The sequence below is a fragment of the Sporosarcina sp. FSL K6-1522 genome (genome assembly GCF_038622445.1).
Taxonomy (GTDB): Bacteria; Bacillota; Bacilli; order Bacillales_A; family Planococcaceae; genus Sporosarcina.
The window spans coordinates 1,584,785-1,602,314 of the sequence record NZ_CP152019.1; the positions used below are offsets into that span (position 1 = coordinate 1,584,785).

Annotated in this window: 14 protein-coding genes; 10 read left to right on the forward strand and 4 right to left on the reverse strand. The window is 38.5% G+C overall.

Going from position 1 to position 17,530, the window contains the following annotated elements; translation table 11 throughout:
- Window positions 1-50: 50 nt before the first annotated feature.
- Window positions 51-305, reverse strand: a complete 255-nt coding sequence (locus MKY34_RS07760) for a DNA-binding protein (RefSeq protein WP_342514611.1) — start codon at window positions 303-305, stop codon at window positions 51-53.
- Window positions 306-627: 322 nt separating this feature from the next.
- Here MKY34_RS07760 and MKY34_RS07765 point away from each other — a divergent pair, with 322 nt between their 5' ends.
- From MKY34_RS07765 to MKY34_RS07780, 4 genes are all read left to right on the forward strand, one after another.
- Window positions 628-1,671 carry an RES family NAD+ phosphorylase gene (locus MKY34_RS07765; protein WP_342514612.1) on the forward strand — a complete coding sequence of 348 codons (1,044 nt, stop codon included), beginning with the start codon at window positions 628-630 and terminating at the stop codon, window positions 1,669-1,671.
- 740 nt (window positions 1,672-2,411) lie between these two features.
- Window positions 2,412-3,065, forward strand: a complete 654-nt coding sequence (locus tag MKY34_RS07770) for a hypothetical protein (RefSeq protein WP_342514613.1) — start codon at window positions 2,412-2,414, stop codon at window positions 3,063-3,065.
- A gap of 485 nt (window positions 3,066-3,550) precedes the next feature.
- Window positions 3,551-4,246, forward strand: coding sequence for a hypothetical protein (locus MKY34_RS07775; protein ID WP_342514614.1), 696 nt, complete (start codon window positions 3,551-3,553; stop codon window positions 4,244-4,246).
- Between the two features lie 718 nt (window positions 4,247-4,964).
- Window positions 4,965-5,354 (forward strand): hypothetical protein, encoded by a 390-nt coding sequence (locus tag MKY34_RS07780; RefSeq protein ID WP_342514615.1) that lies wholly within the window; start codon window positions 4,965-4,967, stop codon window positions 5,352-5,354.
- Window positions 5,355-5,975: 621 nt separating this feature from the next.
- On the opposite strand, the gene MKY34_RS07785 is transcribed toward MKY34_RS07780, so the two are convergent.
- Window positions 5,976-6,317 carry a helix-turn-helix transcriptional regulator gene (locus MKY34_RS07785; RefSeq protein WP_342514616.1) on the reverse strand — a complete coding sequence of 114 codons (342 nt, stop codon included), beginning with the start codon at window positions 6,315-6,317 and terminating at the stop codon, window positions 5,976-5,978.
- 155 nt (window positions 6,318-6,472) lie between these two features.
- Between MKY34_RS07785 and MKY34_RS07790 the strand changes: the two genes are divergently transcribed.
- The 6 genes from MKY34_RS07790 (at window position 6,473) to MKY34_RS07815 (ending at window position 14,999) form a co-directional block, all read left to right on the forward strand.
- On the forward strand, window positions 6,473-6,796 hold the full coding sequence (locus tag MKY34_RS07790; RefSeq protein WP_342514617.1) for a transposase: 324 nt from the start codon (window positions 6,473-6,475) through the stop codon (window positions 6,794-6,796).
- Window positions 6,797-7,179: 383 nt separating this feature from the next.
- On the forward strand, window positions 7,180-7,326 hold the full coding sequence (locus MKY34_RS07795; protein ID WP_342514618.1) for a hypothetical protein: 147 nt from the start codon (window positions 7,180-7,182) through the stop codon (window positions 7,324-7,326).
- A 788-nt stretch (window positions 7,327-8,114) separates the two neighbouring features.
- Window positions 8,115-9,707, forward strand: a complete 1,593-nt coding sequence (locus MKY34_RS07800) for a type I restriction-modification system subunit M (protein WP_342514619.1) — start codon at window positions 8,115-8,117, stop codon at window positions 9,705-9,707.
- Window positions 9,697-10,926: a restriction endonuclease subunit S gene (locus tag MKY34_RS07805; RefSeq protein ID WP_342514620.1), complete on the forward strand. Its 1,230-nt coding sequence runs from the start codon at window positions 9,697-9,699 to the stop codon at window positions 10,924-10,926. The genes MKY34_RS07800 and MKY34_RS07805 overlap by 11 nt, the downstream gene beginning before the upstream one ends.
- A gap of 22 nt (window positions 10,927-10,948) precedes the next feature.
- On the forward strand, window positions 10,949-14,107 hold the full coding sequence (locus tag MKY34_RS07810; RefSeq protein ID WP_342514621.1) for an HsdR family type I site-specific deoxyribonuclease: 3,159 nt from the start codon (window positions 10,949-10,951) through the stop codon (window positions 14,105-14,107).
- A 130-nt stretch (window positions 14,108-14,237) separates the two neighbouring features.
- Entirely contained in the window at window positions 14,238-14,999 is a 762-nt protein-coding gene (locus MKY34_RS07815; protein WP_342514622.1) for an abortive infection family protein, read from the forward strand.
- Window positions 15,000-15,691: 692 nt separating this feature from the next.
- Here MKY34_RS07815 and MKY34_RS07820 read toward each other — a convergent pair.
- Both MKY34_RS07820 and MKY34_RS07825 read right to left on the reverse strand, forming a co-directional pair.
- Entirely contained in the window at window positions 15,692-16,264 is a 573-nt protein-coding gene (locus MKY34_RS07820; protein WP_342514623.1) for a DUF5067 domain-containing protein, read from the reverse strand.
- Window positions 16,265-16,439: 175 nt separating this feature from the next.
- The gene (locus MKY34_RS07825; RefSeq protein ID WP_342514624.1) at window positions 16,440-17,363 is read right to left on the reverse strand and encodes a Na/Pi symporter; all 924 of its coding nucleotides are present in this window, start codon (window positions 17,361-17,363) and stop codon (window positions 16,440-16,442) included.
- Window positions 17,364-17,530: the final 167 nt, after the last annotated feature.

Genomic DNA, 17,530 nt, shown 5'->3' on the forward strand with positions numbered 1-17,530 from the left:
CTCTAGGGACATTATAACTGATTCCCATGGTAAATCCCCATACATAATGATTAATAGCTATGATCTTGTAAAAAACAATCAATCTCTTTACGTGAAACACGCTTGATCCCCTCGATCTCACACACTTGTAAGCCCATCTCACGGAACTTAATAAATGTGTTATAAGAGACACCAGCGTACTTGGCACCGTCTTTCAAGGAAAGCCATCCGCTATCCATAAACTGATGCTGTGCGGCATGTAATGCCTTCTGAACGGCTTTTATTACAATGTCCTCTATATCTGTGTTCGTTAGCTCTGCATTCATTTGTAATTGCTCCTCTTCGTTTGATCCCCGCAATGTTTTTAATTGCTTATGTAGAGTTATACGATGGTGGGGAAGGGGAGTTAAGTGGAATTTGAAAAAAAGATTAGTGGTATGACATAGGAAATAAAACAAACATCTATTTATTAAAAGATAAATGGTTGTTCAAGCGGTGTAATTTGAAACTTGTAGATAGGTTTTCGAAAAAAGTGTGAAGGCTGGCAGAAAGAAACCAAGCAAACCAGATAACTACGTCTTTTTGCAATTAACTGAATGTGTTATCCTGTTAGTTGATATTCAATCACTGTGCAGGAGGGTTATTTTAATGAAGGTTTGCTGTGAAAATTGCTTTAACTATGCGCCATTTAAAAAACATATCCAAGAAAAAGGTACAGTTGGAAACTGTTCATTTTGTAATTCCCAAAACGTCCGAACACTTGATGTTAAAGATAGCTTTTTTAATAAAAATATGTCCTTTTGGGCGCATAAATTTAAGCCTAATAATTTAGGCTTCGAATTAGAAAGATTTTTCACTAAACAAATAGATTTATTAAGTGTGTCTTTATTACCTGCATCTGCAAAAGAACTGCTATATTACTTATTCCGAGAATCCATAAGTAGAGATTTGTTGAATGGAAAATTTAGCGTTTGGTTAGAAGAAGGAATATTTAAGAGTTGGGAGGATTTTAAAGAAAATATAAAACATGGTAATCGGTTTGGTTTCGGGATTGACAATAAACTAAAAGAATCGCTTATTGAAATACTCGAAACTAATGAAATGTATTTAAAAGCAGGCGAAAAACGTATCCGTGCGAGACTTGGGAAGCCGGAGAATAGTAGAATCACACCATATGAAGGCAATAACATCATGAGTCCTCCCAAACACTTAGTTTCTGAGGGACGAATTAATCCAAAGGGAATTCCCTATCTATATTTAGCTGATAACCTAGAAACCGCAATTACGGAAGTGAGACCGTATAAGGGAAAGGAAATATCAGTTGCTACCGTGAAGATTAAAGAGGATATTCGGATCTCTTCATTTAACAACGCAACATTCCACGGTAAAACACTTTTTGAACAGTTCAGGCTTTATTCGTTAACTAATATAGTAAATGCGGAACTCTCAACCCCCGTGGATGAGGAAGTGAAATATTTTAATTATATACCCACACAATATGTTGCGGAGCTAGCAAAATCTCTTCATTTTGAAGGTCTTGCATACAGTAGTGCATTGGAAAAAGGGATAAATTATTGTTTATTTAATCAAGAAAAAGCCTCATGGGTAAGTAGCCGGTTGTATAAGGCTAAACAAGTATATATTGAGCATGTACCTGTAGAAGGGGATAGCTTTAATTGGGACCTTTTTTGATTACTATCCTGATTAAGATACATCAATTTTGAATTTGATCTATCTAGTAATTGGTATTGAACAATTGAGATAAAAACGACAAAACAATCTCCATGCTTCCTATAGGATTGATGCTGGTATGGATCTCTTAAATTTTATAAAGTAGCTTGCCGTTCACCAGTCCCACCTATAATGGCATGAATAACGCTCGAAATAGCATGTATATAGATATGCTGCATCAAAAATAAATGAATATAACCTCAAAAAGCAGCTGTTAGCGAACCTCGTTAATTGGCTGCTTTCTTTATGTTCCTGGATAACCGCGTTTATACACGAATGTGAAAAACGAAGCTAGAGATTCAATAAAATATTTAACTATGCTAAACAGCCTGCGTATAAAGCAAACAGGAGGGGAAAGGCGGTTTATAACCGTCACATGATAAGGCAGTAAATAACTAATGGGCTGCTATCAAGGCTATAACCCTTGAACACATATTCATACGTTATATCTTGTCAATCCTGCATTGCGTACATCACGAATAAAAATCAATGGTTTATCAGGAATATTTTAATTACCCCCCCAGTGCCTATGGATTCAAGTGTTGAGGCGGCATTGCACGGGTGCTAGATGATACCTAAGGGAAATATTTCGTGAAAAGTGGTGCGGATTTAAAAAAGTATTTAACTTTGCTAAATACACAGCGTATAAGACTATTGAAGGCGATAAGCCTAATCAAACTAACAAGAGGAGCGTTACAAACATGAATAATCAAGAAATGAAATTTTTTAAGCATTGGTTTAATCAAACAGAAGGGAATTACGAATTCCGCCTTATAGCAGATGGGGGCATAGAAGGTAAATGGTTTGTTGCGGTTGAAGATATAAACGAACTGATGCTTGCCTGGTTTATTGAAGGGGGTAAGCGTGCAGGATTAAACGTTTACCTTAGTGTGGCGCCTCTTGGCTGTAAATTTGGTACGGAAAGGGATGTTTCATATATACCGGGTTTAAGGTTAGACATTGATCCTAAACACGCATCATATGAAAAGTCGATGCAAATGGTCAATCAACTACCTACACCGCTATCCAACACTATTTCAAGTAGTAATAGCAATCATGCATATTTTAAATTTAATGAACTGTTTACGGTAAATAACCTGGAGGATTTACAGTTCATTAAAGACTTCATTAAAGACTTAGGTAAAAAGCTGCATTCATTTGTTAATGTAGATAATATGGACGTGAGAACCTTAGGGGACGCTATATTATGCTTTGCTGCCGGATTTACAGCCATTTCTCAAAGTAAACTAACGTTTATTGATGCCGTCATTAATAGCGTAATACAAGTAATAGAAATTGATCAAGCTAAGATGGAGGCTGAGATGTTTATGGAAGCGTGTAATGCGAAAGATTGATTTATTAAAAAGCGGTTGTTAACGGGATTTGTTAATAGCTGCTTTCTTTTTGTTCTTGGAAAACCATGTTTACGCATCAGTGTGAGAAATGAAGTAAGTGATAAAAACTCTTTTCCTCTGCTAAATAGGTAGTGTATATGGCTAGTGAAGGACGGTTTACAACTTCCATAAATCAGGGTGATAAGTAATCGACGGGCCGCTATCAAAACCATACCCTATGAACACGTTTTCATGCAGTATTGCTTGTCAATTTTGTAATACGCACATGACGAATAAAAACCATAGGTTTATTTGGAATACTTTAATTACCCCCCCTATACCCAGCTAATCAACTATTAAGGCGGCGTTGGGCGGGAGTTACGTAATACCTACGAGAAATTTTTCGTGAAAAGTTGTTGCGGTATATTTTTAACTACCCAACGAATAAAGCGAATAAAGTAAATGTCCAAAATAGTGGAACATAAAATCAATGAAGGGTGAGAAAAATGAAACAATTTCTAGACGATTTAATCAACAAACCGTTTAAGCCAATAGTAGAGAGGGGATTTAATATACAGGGTGAGAATATTTCCTTTCCTAATGAACATAGTGGCACATTTACTATAATCCCTGAAGTATTAAGGAGATGCCATTTTCTTTCTTCAACTGAGAAGGAAGTGCTTTATGAATTAATTTCATGGGCTAGCACTACTAAAAAGCAGCCAGATGGCTATTGTAAAGTAACAGAGTCACATATAAGGGTTAATACAACCCTAGGATTAAGTACTGTAAAAAAAGCAATAAGCTCATTGGCGAAAAAAGGCTTTATCAGAAAGGCGGTTGATTTTGATAGGCGAAATATTTATGTAATAAATGGCGCATCAGAAAACCCATATGTAATTTTAAGTGAATGGGTTCATCTTTATCGTAAAAGAATGATTGATAATTGGTCTGTGGGGTTAATCGATGATCCGGGAGCCGATTATTTACTTGGAAAAAGGGTTTTCATAGATGCTACTATGCTGTTTGTAAAAGAAGAAAAATATCATGCCAAATCGATTCTTACTATTAATGAATTGATAAATAAGATATTTGATGGGAAATCAGCATGTAATTATAGTGATGAAATATTCAAAGCATATAGTGCTATACAGGATGAAATCGATGAAATTTACGAGAATTATCAATTCACTATAAAGTAATTACTTAAAATAACGGACTATATATTAGCCTTGATGATCTATAAAATAGACTATCAGGGCTTTTATGTTGTTCAAACGTCTAAAATATAGACCAGTAATAGCTATCAATTGGCTACTATTAAATACAGTTATATACAATAATATATTATTTACCTGTTAACCTATTTTGCTTTGCAAAATAGAGGGGGGAAGGGAATAACTAAAAGCTTACAATACAGAAATAGCTGTAACTATAGTGGTGTGTCTAGTGGGAAAATACTTAGCTACACTTTCTTTTAGGATAGTATGGTGCATGTTGTAGATTTAGCATGGCAATACAACAGACGACAACAAGTTTTCCTCAGTTGTGTTAGTACCTAATTAATGCGGTGCAAAAGAAACATTAGTGAAAGAAGTTTGGTCTCCCGGGATTTGTAAATTACATGACTACGCAGTCGAACGTATCACGGTTATGTAGCTTGAAGACCTGTTCGGTGCTATGTGATGATTAACACATAGGTGTTGGAGGGAGTGTTAGGTATTGCTACAGAGGGTTTTGGAAGGGCGCTTCAGCTTCTAATATTATAAATTGATATGAAACAGCTGTAGTTCGTTTATACATGGTTACAGCTTTTTGCCGTTTAGAAACAATTAATTACCTATCTCATTGCTAGATGAATTTGGACGGTGATGTTATAAGCGAAAAAAATTACTGTATAGGTGATGGCAGGTGATTTAATTGGAAAATCCATTTCCGATCGTATTTTTATGGGTGGGCGGCTATTATTTATATACAAACTATATTCAACCGTCATATACTACTTCGCAATACAGTGAATCTCAAATTACTCGATCCCAGGTAATTGATAAGGTGAAGGTTGAGGATACAAAATGCACAATAGATGGTGGCTATGTGGATGTACAAGGTTATGTGAAAAACATTGGTGATGTTTTAGATACATACAATACATATGCAGTGGGCGGAGCGGGAATAGCTCCAAATGAAAAAAATCGTTTGATGCCACACTATATCACGCGGCAGGAACCACTGGTTGTTCATACTCTGTTGTTGGCTATGATGTTAAATAAATATGACGACGTGGCTACAGTTACAAATAATGTGCTGTAGTTTTTTTGTATGCCACTATATTTACCTAAGTCTTCTATGATTGGTTTCGCATGTTATGTGGCGCTGTCAAATACTATAAACTTTTCTTGTATTTAACCTAGCCTTATTCTCTCAGGGGCACAAACCCTAGAGGTGTGGTGCGTTCTTGAGTTAAACAACGCACCAACACGCATCAAAAGAGCCTCTCCGCCTTGCAAAAGTTAATGGGTACCTTTGTGCTATTGTAGATTACATAACCTCCAAGTAGCTCCTCGGCCTTTTGGGTACGTCTATTCAATAGATGTACCACTTACTTTTATTCAAGGCTAAGTACTCTTTGGGTGCGTGTCTTGTCTCTAAAGAGTTCAGCTAATGTTAGGATCCAATGCTGTACAGACTTTAGCAAGACTTTTTTATGGTAGAGTTCTTTCCTTTATGTACAAGTTGGCTAATGTATTTGTTTTGAAATGTAATGCGATAAGTTAGTTCTTCATGGCTTAAACCGTGGCCTTTATCGAAGAAGTGTATTCTGTCGCCGCCTATATTTACGTAATCCGTCGTTATAGTACAGCGGAACAAAAGCTGTGTTTACTCTAAATGGGAGTTCACACAGCTTTTTAAGTATAACTAGATGATGATTAATCAATCATTGCCTTTCCAATCGATAAGTAGATCGAGTAACCCGAGAATCGTACGTTGGTCCTTCAGGGATCTGTTTTCTAGTAACGTGATAATTTGAGTCATTTCCAAGCTATTTGTTTTCGGACCGGTTTGGGTATTGCTAAACAACTCTTCTAATGTAATCCCCAGTGCATTAGTAATTTTTAATAGGCTCTCAATCGTTGCGTTTTTCTCCCCGCGTTCTAGTTGACCAATATATGTGTTGTGTAAGGAAGCTTGATGTGCTAACTCTTCTTGACTTAATCCACGTTCCTTGCGGAAACTCCGAATTCTTTCACCTACGACCTTAACGATATCTTCCATTACCATCACCTCATAAGTCAACGATAGCTAGTCGATAGATCACCACCAATAGACTATAAGTATATTTTAGTTAGAAAGTATACTATTGATATTGATGTTGGTGGATTATATACTGGTTACATTAACTATTACTAATTGGAGGTGGGGAAATGCACGTGAAATATGATATTGAATTTAAAGAGATGGTAGCTCAGGAAGCGATAGACACCAATAACATTTCAGCGACTGCAAAGAAATATGGAGTGAATACTAATAGTGTAAGTAAGTGGAAAAAGGAACTTGAAAAGAAATTAGGTATGGGAGAAATCCAAAAAACAAACGAATTAGGGAATGACAAAGAGGTAACCCTATACAAACGGGAAGTATTGGAATTAAAAAAACGGTTGGAAATAACAAAAAGTGAACTGAATGAAGCAATGACCATAATCGGAGAAAAGGATCTGTATATCAAAAAACTGGAAAGAAGCTTAAGTAAATAGAAGGTCAAAGCATCCGTTTATTATAAGTTTTTCTAGTCACTGATTTTAATCTATACATATATACACATGAGCAAATCTAGTTCGTCATGATGCGGGGATACGTAGAATTAAAACTGGTTAGATCCAAAATAGAAGAATAGAAAATCATCATTGCAACTTGAAGGGGTTCAATTTATATTAGGGCTCCTTTTGTATTAGTTCAAATGGAATCGGACTCCGCCTTCCTCACAATTCAGAGGAATGTACAGATGATGAACAATGAATTGAATTGCTAGCGCGGTGTAAAAGGGTGGGGGCCATTGGGATTGATTACAATGGAAGATAACTAAATGGTGTATAAGAGGTATAGTAGAATAAATAAAGCATTGTAGGAGGGCTGTACCTTGTCAAACGAGAAGAAAAAGGATAATGAAGACAAGCAAGCAACGCAAAGTCAAACGGAAGATAATAGGAAAGATAAAATCCAAGCAATCTACGACAAAGCTGTGAGAGCACATGGTGAGGCGCTGGAGAAGCTTAGCAAGAACTAATGAATGAAGAACCCATCAAAGCGATAACAGGCCTAAAATGAGGGAGGGGCGGTTAGGCGTGATGGTAGAGGATTTGTACGGGTTGGTTAATGCAGTCTACGAAAGTGAATGGGCTGACGTTCCAAGGTGTCTTAAAAGTAAAGCCATGCCTATGGAAGCCCCAGCTAGAATGTTATATAGATGATTGTGAAGAGATCAGTTTGGTAAACGTGACAAGAGAAGACTTGCTTCAATCCATAGACAGGTATGTCGGCTGAATAAATCAAGCTTGTAAGCGACTATGTTATGGGGCTTGGTGTGGATGACGGACTAGATGAAGACGAAAAATGACTAAAAACTAAGGTAGCTATTCCTGGGGTTAGGGGGAGTAGCTGCTTTATTTTTATATTCAGATGCTGTATAAAGTGGGGGTGAGCAAAGGGAATCCTATACTCGCTGAATTTATGGATGATGTATTTTGGACGAACAATCGAGCGAATCCAGAAGCTCATAGTGATCAATATGCATCATTACTATTAGAGTAAAGGATTCATCCAGTGATTAGCACGTTAGTTAATGACATTATGAGTGTAGGGTGGGGCAAGAAAAGAGAACAATGAAGCATTTTAGTGAATTGGTTCTGTGTTAAGAATTTATCACCGATGAGGAAGTTGGATACATATTTGGATAACCTATCCGCCTCGTGAAGCAATTCGCTTGATGGTATACTAACAAGGAGTGGTCTAACTATAACTTTATATAGAAGTGTTGAGTCAAGTAGATCCATACAGAAAAGTGAGGTACACATCATGGCTGAATTAAACACAAAATTATTTAGTGCCGCAGACAACTTGCGAAGCAAAATGGATGCATCAGAATACAAAAACTACCTATTAGGATTGATCTTTTACAAGTATTTATCGGATAAGTTATTAGCAAAAGTAGTTGAAATAGCAGATGAATCGCTAGAAGAATACAGCACACAAGAAAACCAAACCCAATTGTATAAGGATTTATTGACAGACGAAGAGATAAAAGATGACTTGATTGAAACTCTAGTGGATACATTGGGCTATGATATTGAACCGGCGTATTTATTCAGTGTCTTAACCGTCCAAGCGAAACAAAACACGTTTCAGTTGAATGACTTGAATAAAGCCTTTATCAATTTGTCTACAAAGTATGACCAATTCAACGGATTGTTTGATGATGTGGACTTGCAATCAAAAAAACTGGGATCAGATGACCAACAACGAAACATTACCATTACCGAAGTACTGAAGAAACTGAATGATGTGGACGTGTTGGGACATAATGGTGATGTCATTGGGGATGCCTACGAGTTCTTGATAGGTCAATTTGCTTCAGAAGCGGGCAAGAAAGCCGGAGAATTCTATACCCCCCATGAAGTATCAGACATGATGGCACGTATTGCGGCAATTGGTCAAGAAGACAAAAAACTGTTCAGCGTATTTGACCCGACCATGGGATCAGGTTCTTTGATGCTAAATATTCGAAACTACATTAATCATCCAGAGAGTGTCAAGTATCACGGGCAGGAACTCAATACCACGACTTATAACCTAGCAAAGATGAACCTAATCTTGCATGGTGTGGATAAAGAAGATATGCGCTTACGCAATGGCGATACATTGAACAAAGATTGGCCGACAGATGAGCCGTATACGTTTGATTCGGTTCTGATGAATCCGCCTTACTCTGCAAAATGGTCGTCTGATGACACATTCTTAGACGATTCTCGGTTCAATCGTTACGGGAAATTAGCACCTAAGTCTAAAGCAGACTTTGCTTTTCTGTTGCATGGATTCTATCATTTGAAAGATTCAGGAACGATGGCAATCGTCTTACCGCATGGTGTACTGTTCCGGGGGGCGGCAGAAGGTGTGATTCGTAAGAAGCTATTGGAAGATGGTAGTATTGATGCGGTAATTGGTATGCCAGCCAACTTATTCTTTGGAACATCCATTCCAACAACCGTCATCATCTTAAAGAAAAGTCGCAGCACACGCGATGTGTTATTTATCGATGCAAGCAGTGAGTTTACGAAAGAAAAGAACCAAAACAAACTTTCCGAAGAACATATTCATAAGGTTGTTGAAACATATAAGAAGCGGGAAGGCGTGGAGAAATATGCTCACGTCGCTACATTTGAGGAAATGAAAGAAAATGACTTCAACTTAAACATCCCAAGATACGTAGACACATTTGAAGAAGAAGAACCTGTGGACATGGCTGCCATTGGCTCGACCATTCAAGACATCCGCAAAGAAAAAACAACACTGGAATCCAACCTATATGACATGATTTCATCGCTACAATTTGATGAAGAAAATGCTGAATGGATCAAAGGTGCATTAGAGGTGTTTAATAGTGGGAAATGACCATACACCAGGGGTTCGATTTCCTGGATTTTCAGGGGATTGGGATGAGCGTAAGTTAGGTGATCTTGTGATTGATGTTGGTAGACCCTTAAAAATGGTTGATGATGATAACTATCAACTTGTCACTGTAAAAAGACGAAATGGCGGCATTGTATCACGGGGGATTTATAAAGGGTCTGAAGTTCTAGTTAAATCTCAATTCATTATAAAAACAGGTGATTATCTTATCTCCAAAAGACAAGTAGTTCACGGGGCTAATGGAATAGTACCTGAATTCCTTGATGGATCAATAGTTTCCAATGAATACCTTGTTTTACATGGTACTAAGGATTTAAGTATCGAATTCTTTTCACTAATTTCGGAATTGCCAAGTATGTATAAAATGTTTTTCTTAAGTTCGTATGGTGTTGATATAGAGAAGTTGGTATTTAATGTACTTGACTGGAAGAAAAGGAAGATACCTGTCCCTTCAATTTTAGAGCAAAATCAAATTACTTCATTTGTTAATGCAATAAATAATGCGATTGCTATTCACCATCAAGAACTAACCACCCTCAGACAAACAAAACAAGGATTCTTGCAAAAAATGTTTCCAAAAGAAGGGGAGTCCGTGCCGGAAGTTCGGTTCCCGGGATTTACTGACGCTTGGGAACAGCGGAAGTTGGGGGAAGTTGCTGAAATAAAAGATAGTGCACGGATACCAAATTCGAAGTGGCAAGTAGAAGGGGTTCCGTATCTCCGATCAAGTGATTTATCATCTAGCAGAATTGGTGGTGAATTGTTCCTTTCAATAGAGGATTATGAGGCCTACGCCCAAAAAACTGGTGTACCAGAGATAGGGGATTTGTTATTTGCTAGTGGTGGTGATATTGGGTTAGCAGTTTACAAAGATAATGACACACCTGTATACGTGCAAGGCGGTAGTATCTTATACGTTAAAACATCCAAGTCAAAGAGCTTATTAGGATTATTTTTAAAATATGCATTTGAGTCTCCAAAAGTACTATCATACATCAAAGGTGCTTCAACAGGTACAAGTTTAAAGCACTTTGTGCTTAAACCGGCTAACGCTTTACCAATTTCATTTCCAACATTAATTGAACAACAAAAAATAGGCGAGTTTTTCAACCAACTAGACCACCTCATCACCCTTAATCAGCGTGAGTTAGAAGTCTTGCAAGTAACTAAAAAAGCTTTCCTACAAAAGATGTTTGTCTAAGTAAATGGGAGGGGGATGAACCATGACAAAGATACCGCACAATGATGAAGCTGAGGTGGAACGCCGCCTCATTGAAGTGCTTGGGGAAGGGCATAATCAGTGGAATTATCGCCCTGATTTAAAGTCAGAAGAAGACTTATGGAAGAATCTACGTCAAAAGATTACGCAAAATAACTTATCGGAAATTGGAGAACACCCCATTTCTGATAAGGAATTCGACACCATTAAAACAGAATTGCTATCGAAAACAACAACCCCCTTTGAGGCCGCTAGATGGCTTAAGGGTGAGAACGGCATCTCTCGCATAACAATTGAACGTGAAGAAGTGTCCCTAGGTTCAATGTCATTGATATTATACTCCAACCAAGACATTGGTGGGGGCATCTCTACATATGAAGTTGTTCATCAGATTGCGAAGAAAAAGGTGAACATGGATGACCGTGATCGTCGATTTGATGTAACGCTCCTCATCAATGGGTTGCCAATTGTTCAGATTGAATTGAAACAGGTTGGTGCTAAAGACGGTGTATTCCAGGCCTATAATCAAATCAAGAAATACGCCGAGGAAGGGATGTTTAGAAATAATATCTTTTCTACCCTTCAGTTATTTGTCATATCCAACGAACAAACGACCCGCTACTTTGCCAATGCAATGCCAAAAGACATGCATAAGAAATTTGTCTTTAGCTGGAGGACCACAGATAATCGCAGAGTCGAAAACCTTTATGAGTTTGTGAAACAAGTCTTAAATATACCAGATGCACACCGCTTGATTGCCAATTACACGATTGTAAGTGAGGACCAAGACAATAAAGTCTTAATGGTCTTACACCCTTATCAAATTCATGCAATTGAGGCCTTGTTTACATCTGCCATGAAGCATAAATCGGGCTATGTTTGGCATGCGACAGGTTCAGGAAAGACGTTGACAAGTTTTGTATCTACGAAGTTATTAGCCCGCAAACCTGGTGTGGATCGTACCATAATGCTCATTGACCGAAAAGACTTAGACAACCAAACGACTTCCGAATTCACCAAATTTGCGTCCGAGTTTAATACAGGTATTTCTTCTGGAAATGCCAAGTCTAATAGCTTAATTGTTGGAACTGGAAGTGCGAAAGAGCTAAGTAATACCTTATTGTCTGATACTAATTCTAATACGGTCATTATTACTACCCGACAAAAGTTGGATGCTGCCTTAAGTTATGCCCAAAAGCTAGAGGAACAAAAAGGTACTCAGCGCTTTAAGAAACTACTGGGGCAACATATTGTCTTTGTAGTGGATGAATGCCATCGGGCGTTAAGTGCAGAAGGAATGAAGGCAATCAAAGACTTTTTCCCGAATTCCACGTGGTTTGGATTCACAGGTACACCCATATTTGACGAGAACAAGAAACAGGCGAAAGGTCAATTGGCTCGCACCACCGATGACCAATATGGGAAAGTCTTGCACACCTATACGATTAAAAATGCTTTAGAAGACGGTGCTGTTTTAGGGTTTCAAGTAGAGCACGAAGATACGATTGAACCCATGTCATTAACGAATTCTATCTATAATCAACTACGCCATCAGGAGAAGTACGCAAGCCTTACGAACGATGAAATAAATCTCGTCATCGACCAGATGGAGGGAATGGAAAAGGAAGCCTACCTGGATACGGATACGTATGAAAAGGATGAGCATATTCAAAAGGTTCTTCATAAGATTTTCCGCCCAGATAACGCCTACATCAAATTCGATTTCCAAAATGGTCGCCCCCAAAAGTCGGCCATCTTAACAACAAGTTCCATTGATATGGCAAAACGCTACTATCAGGCTATCAAGCAAATGACGAAAGATCCTGATTGGTTGACTAATGAATTTGCAGGACATCCAATTCGAAATGGGCGGACGATTGTAGATCCAGATTTCCCAAGGATTGCGATTACCTATTCGATGCAAGAAAACGAGGGGGATTCCAAGCAAACTCAAGATGAAATGAAAGCCGTTATACAGGATTACAATGCTTATTATCATACGGCTTGGTCCCTAGAAGATATCGAACGATATAATGGTGATATCAACAATCGTTTAGCCCGTAAGAAAGCGGAGTTCAAAGAGTTTGGGAAACACATTGACTTGGTCATTGTTGTAGACCGCCTATTGACAGGATTCGATGCACCAACCATCCAAACACTATTTGTGGACCGCAATTTGAGTTATGCAAACTTGATTCAAGCCTTTTCCCGCACCAATCGTACCTACCCTGGGAAGACAAAAGGATTGATTGTGACATTTAGGAAGCCCTCGACAATGGAAAAAAACGTAGAGGACGCTACGAAGTTGTATTCACAGGAACAAGAGGAATCTACCCTCGTGTATGCATCCTATGGTGATTCGAAAAAACGCTTTAGCAAGGCACACAACACGCTAACAACAGTCGTACCAAACCCAAACGATATCAATGAGCATTCACCCCTTGAAACACGCATTGAATTTGTGAAAGCATTCCAGGAACTAAACAATGCCTATGAAGCCTTAGTGACGTATGATGATTACAACGATGATATGGAAACGTCAAAAGCACTTCAAGAGCAGGTGAAGACGCTAGAAGAATCTATCGGCGTATACAACACCGTTAAGTGGTCACTAGTGGATGAGGGTGGCGGGGAAGGACCACCACCTGATTTCTCAGACATTGAATTCTATGGAGAAAATGCGATTAAAATCTATGATATCGACGCCACCTATATTGACCGATTATTAGGAACTTACTCCGCCAATAATCAGGACATTCGGGAAGAGATTGAAAAAGCCCTTCAAAAACTGAATAAACCAGCAGCCGTAAAAGTTGTATATGATGCTATATTAAACGATATTGATGCAGGGAAAGTAGATGCAGATGAGGATATTCTCACTGTAAAGCGACGCTATTTTACGCATGCCTATGACAACACAATTGAAGAGTTATCTAAAACTTGGTTTGTGGAAGAAAGTGAACTGCATTTGTCCGCAATTCAATACATGGCCGGATCAGACTCCATTCCGAATATCAGGGGGATTCTTGATAGCAAGCAATTCGATAAGTATAAAGCTGCAAATCCAGATGCAAAGCCATTGAAATACGGCCCGGAAATGAAGCGTGAGTGGTTAAGTGTATTGAATGAGGCTATTGTGCCTTATGGGGATGAGTTACGGTGAAATTAGTTTGGAAGTGTGAATGTATCGTTATGAAAGAGTATCATAATTGAGTGAGTGGTTGTGGCACCTTTTTAATTAAGGAAGGGGACGAAATATGCCTAGACTATCCCAAGTTGAAAAAGGCGTTTTTATGAAGCTATTTAATAGAGGCGGTTATGTTCTAAATTTCTCTACAAATGATTTTGACGTGTTTACATTGGAAAGTGTTGGGGTTGCACTATGTGAGACTTACAAACAATCTAAGGGGAAATCCCTAATGGCTTATCTTAGCGTGGCTACAGAGGGCGATACTGTAAAGTTGCTAAAGGATTTGCTGGATTATTATGAAGTCCATTATGAATACGAGATTGAAAATGTTGATGAATACTTAAAAGCGTATAATCGATGTAAGGGTATACTGGATCGTATCATATATAACAAAAATCCTCTTGCTTCTGTAGCAGTGGAGTTAAAGGAGAAATTTTCAAGTACATATCTTTCTGGGCAGATTGATTTAATGTTGAAAATGCAGTCTAAAAATCCAACAGAAGCAATTGGGAAGGCTAAGGAATTGGTTGAGAGCTGTTGTAAAACTATTCTCGAAGAAAATGAAGTAGAGTGGGATAAGAACTGGGATGTAGGCCAGTTGACTAGTGCGACGGTTAAACTTCTCAAGCTAATGCCGAAAGATATACCTGATACAGCACCGGCATCAGCTGAAATGAAAGCCATTTTGGGGAATTTGCGTGCAATAGCTACAAATTTGGCAGCGTTGCGCAACCCCTATGGTAGTGGACATGGGAAAAGTGCTACATACAAAGGACTTGAAGAGCGACATGCAAAACTCGCCGTTGGCAGTAGTATAACGCTTGTTAGTTTTCTTTGGGACACTTACGAAAGGAGAGGTATTTGAAAATGCTAAGTTTATTAAAGAAATCATCTGCCCCCGCAACGTAATATCTATCGAACGTAGTCAAAAGCGTAGTCAAACGTGTTTAATAGCAGCCATAAACCCTTGGAAACACCGGCATTATAGCCTTTCTAGGAGCGGTTGGTTCGACTCCCGCCGTCTCCATAGTAAGATATGGTGTGAATGTGATCATATCATGTAAGATACCAGGTTTTAAAACAATTTTGTTTTAGTGCCTGGTACTTTTTACTAAATGTGCTTATTCGATATGAATGCAGTAAAGTCAACAAACAATAAGAAAAGCTGAACGTCTAGGAAATGTCCAGCTGCTTTCAGTTACATGCCGCTTTAAGGACGGTTAACCAAGTTATTACAAGTGAAAATGTTTACCCAAAAGAGTAACCACCCGTTGGAATCCTGGCTAAAGGTAATGGGCGGTTACTTCTTTTTGTTGGTAAGAAAGACAATCAATGCAATAATAGCAGTTGAAGGCAGCCAAAGTTCGCCGCGTCCTACGGCAAAGGCTGCACACCTGCATCCCGCAGACGCGAATACTATAAAAGCTTGAAATAGCATATGCATTGCCTCGTAAGTTACCATCATATATAAACACCCCCTTCATTCGCCAAGAAAGGTGAGAACTCTTTGTTTTTAGGCATAGAAAAAGCACCTCCAAAGAGTTGCTTGTAAATTTACTATTTAATTTCAAAGTCATGACGATCGATTTCTTCACCTAACATTCCGTTTACCGCAATAATCGTGACAGGTATATCTGATTCATCTAACTCATACGACACTGAGCTCTCAATCGTTTCGCCTTTTTGTATTTTGCTTAGAAGTGTATCTGAATGCGCGTCATCTGGCAACTGTCCCGTATTTAATGTATTCACCAAATTGTCGGGATTGTCTTGAATCACTTCAAATACATTGATCCAAGCCTTGGTAGAATCTGTTTCCTCATCACTTAAGTTTGTTACTTCATACCAAATTGCGAACAATGGTTTTTCACCAAGTTCATTCCCTGCCTCACCAGCCGGAATAACTTTTGTTTCTTTGATTTCAATTTTTACTTTTTCAGTTTGTGCTACTTTTCCATCAAAAAAGATGTTGCTATTTTTTTCCTTTGGTTTTTCTGCAGGCTCATCTTTCTTTACTTCGTCCTGTTTCGGGGTTTCTTCTTTTTTAGGTTCTGCTCCATCACCATCACTACTACAAGCAGCTAGAATAAACACGAGTGACAATAAAAATATTGATAATAGTTTTTTCAATGTTATTGCTCCTCTGCATTTTTTACCCAATATGGCGAATTATCCAACAAAAACCACCACAAATTTTTAAGGGATTTAAAGATGTTAGTGTTTGGTGCCAGTCACTCATTCATTAAAGTTCAAATAAACATATTTGTTTAGGTGGCACCTTTTTTGAGAACCTGCCACCCCATTTTCACTTCCGATCATGAACCTTCATAATCAGCTTGCCAAATGAGGTTGCACAAGGAAGGATCAGAAGTGAAGAAATGACATTAAACAGAACACCTATATAGGCTAGTTGTGTATCAACTTCACTGGCAAGCTGTACTCCGATCGAAGAGAGCAAGTTGATAAAGGGGTAAAAGGCGATAACCCCGATGATATTCAACCAGATATGGGCATAGGCCGACAATCTGGCTTCCCGGCCAGCACCAATCGCAGCTATAAAAGCAGTGACGCATGTACCAATATTGGAACCTAGCATAATTGCGATTCCAGTGTCCAATTGTACAACGCTATTTGTGAGGAATCCCATGACAATGCCCGTAGTGGCTGTGCTGGATTGAATAATCGCCGTTATGAATGTGCCGGTGAGAATACTATAAAGATAACTGTCATCCAAAGAGAGGAGTAAATGATGAACAAATTCAATGGAGCTCAATGGACCTGCTAAGCGTTCAAAGCCATTCATGGAAGTGAAGACAGCGGCGATGCCGAAAATGATGAGACCGATACTTCGTAACTTTCTTTTTCTCATTACCATTAAAACAGCCCCACAAATGGCTAAAGGGACAAGGAATCGCTCTAAGTTAAAGGTGATAAGTACAGTGGTTAATGTCGTTCCGATATTTGTCCCTAAAATAATCCCAATCGATTGTGGAAAAGTAAGTAATCGAGCAGAAATGAGTCCAATCGTAATGACCATGACTGCCGAACTACTTTGTAGAATACAGGTAATGACAATCCCTGCCAGTAAACCTTTCCAGGGCGTATCCGTTAATTTCGTCAGCCATAATTTTAAGGAATGGGCCGATAAATTGAAAAGCCCCAATCTCAGTAATGCCATGCCATAAATAAATATGCCGATTAAGAATAAAAAAAGAAATAATTGCGACAAGCCACCAGCCCCCCTATCTATTTCTATGGTGTAACAGGTCCGGACATGCATGATTTTGGGGACCAGGTTTCACCACAAGTAAGATATACATGGGTGGCAAGTAGTTGTTTACAAGTTAGCGAAGGCGCCAGTAACCGCTATACTAAAAGAGACAGTTTTCGCTCGAA

Coding starts and splice junctions, on each gene's coding strand:
- MKY34_RS07760 (WP_342514611.1), bottom strand. CDS start 305: ATGAATGCAGAGCTAACGAACACAGATATAGAGGACATTGTAATAAAA.
- MKY34_RS07765 (WP_342514612.1), top strand. CDS start 628: ATGAAGGTTTGCTGTGAAAATTGCTTTAACTATGCGCCATTTAAAAAA.
- MKY34_RS07770 (WP_342514613.1), top strand. CDS start 2,412: ATGAATAATCAAGAAATGAAATTTTTTAAGCATTGGTTTAATCAAACA.
- MKY34_RS07775 (WP_342514614.1), top strand. CDS start 3,551: ATGAAACAATTTCTAGACGATTTAATCAACAAACCGTTTAAGCCAATA.
- MKY34_RS07785 (WP_342514616.1), bottom strand. CDS start 6,317: ATGGAAGATATCGTTAAGGTCGTAGGTGAAAGAATTCGGAGTTTCCGC.
- MKY34_RS07800 (WP_342514619.1), top strand. CDS start 8,115: ATGGCTGAATTAAACACAAAATTATTTAGTGCCGCAGACAACTTGCGA.
- MKY34_RS07810 (WP_342514621.1), top strand. CDS start 10,949: ATGACAAAGATACCGCACAATGATGAAGCTGAGGTGGAACGCCGCCTC.
- MKY34_RS07815 (WP_342514622.1), top strand. CDS start 14,238: ATGAAGCTATTTAATAGAGGCGGTTATGTTCTAAATTTCTCTACAAAT.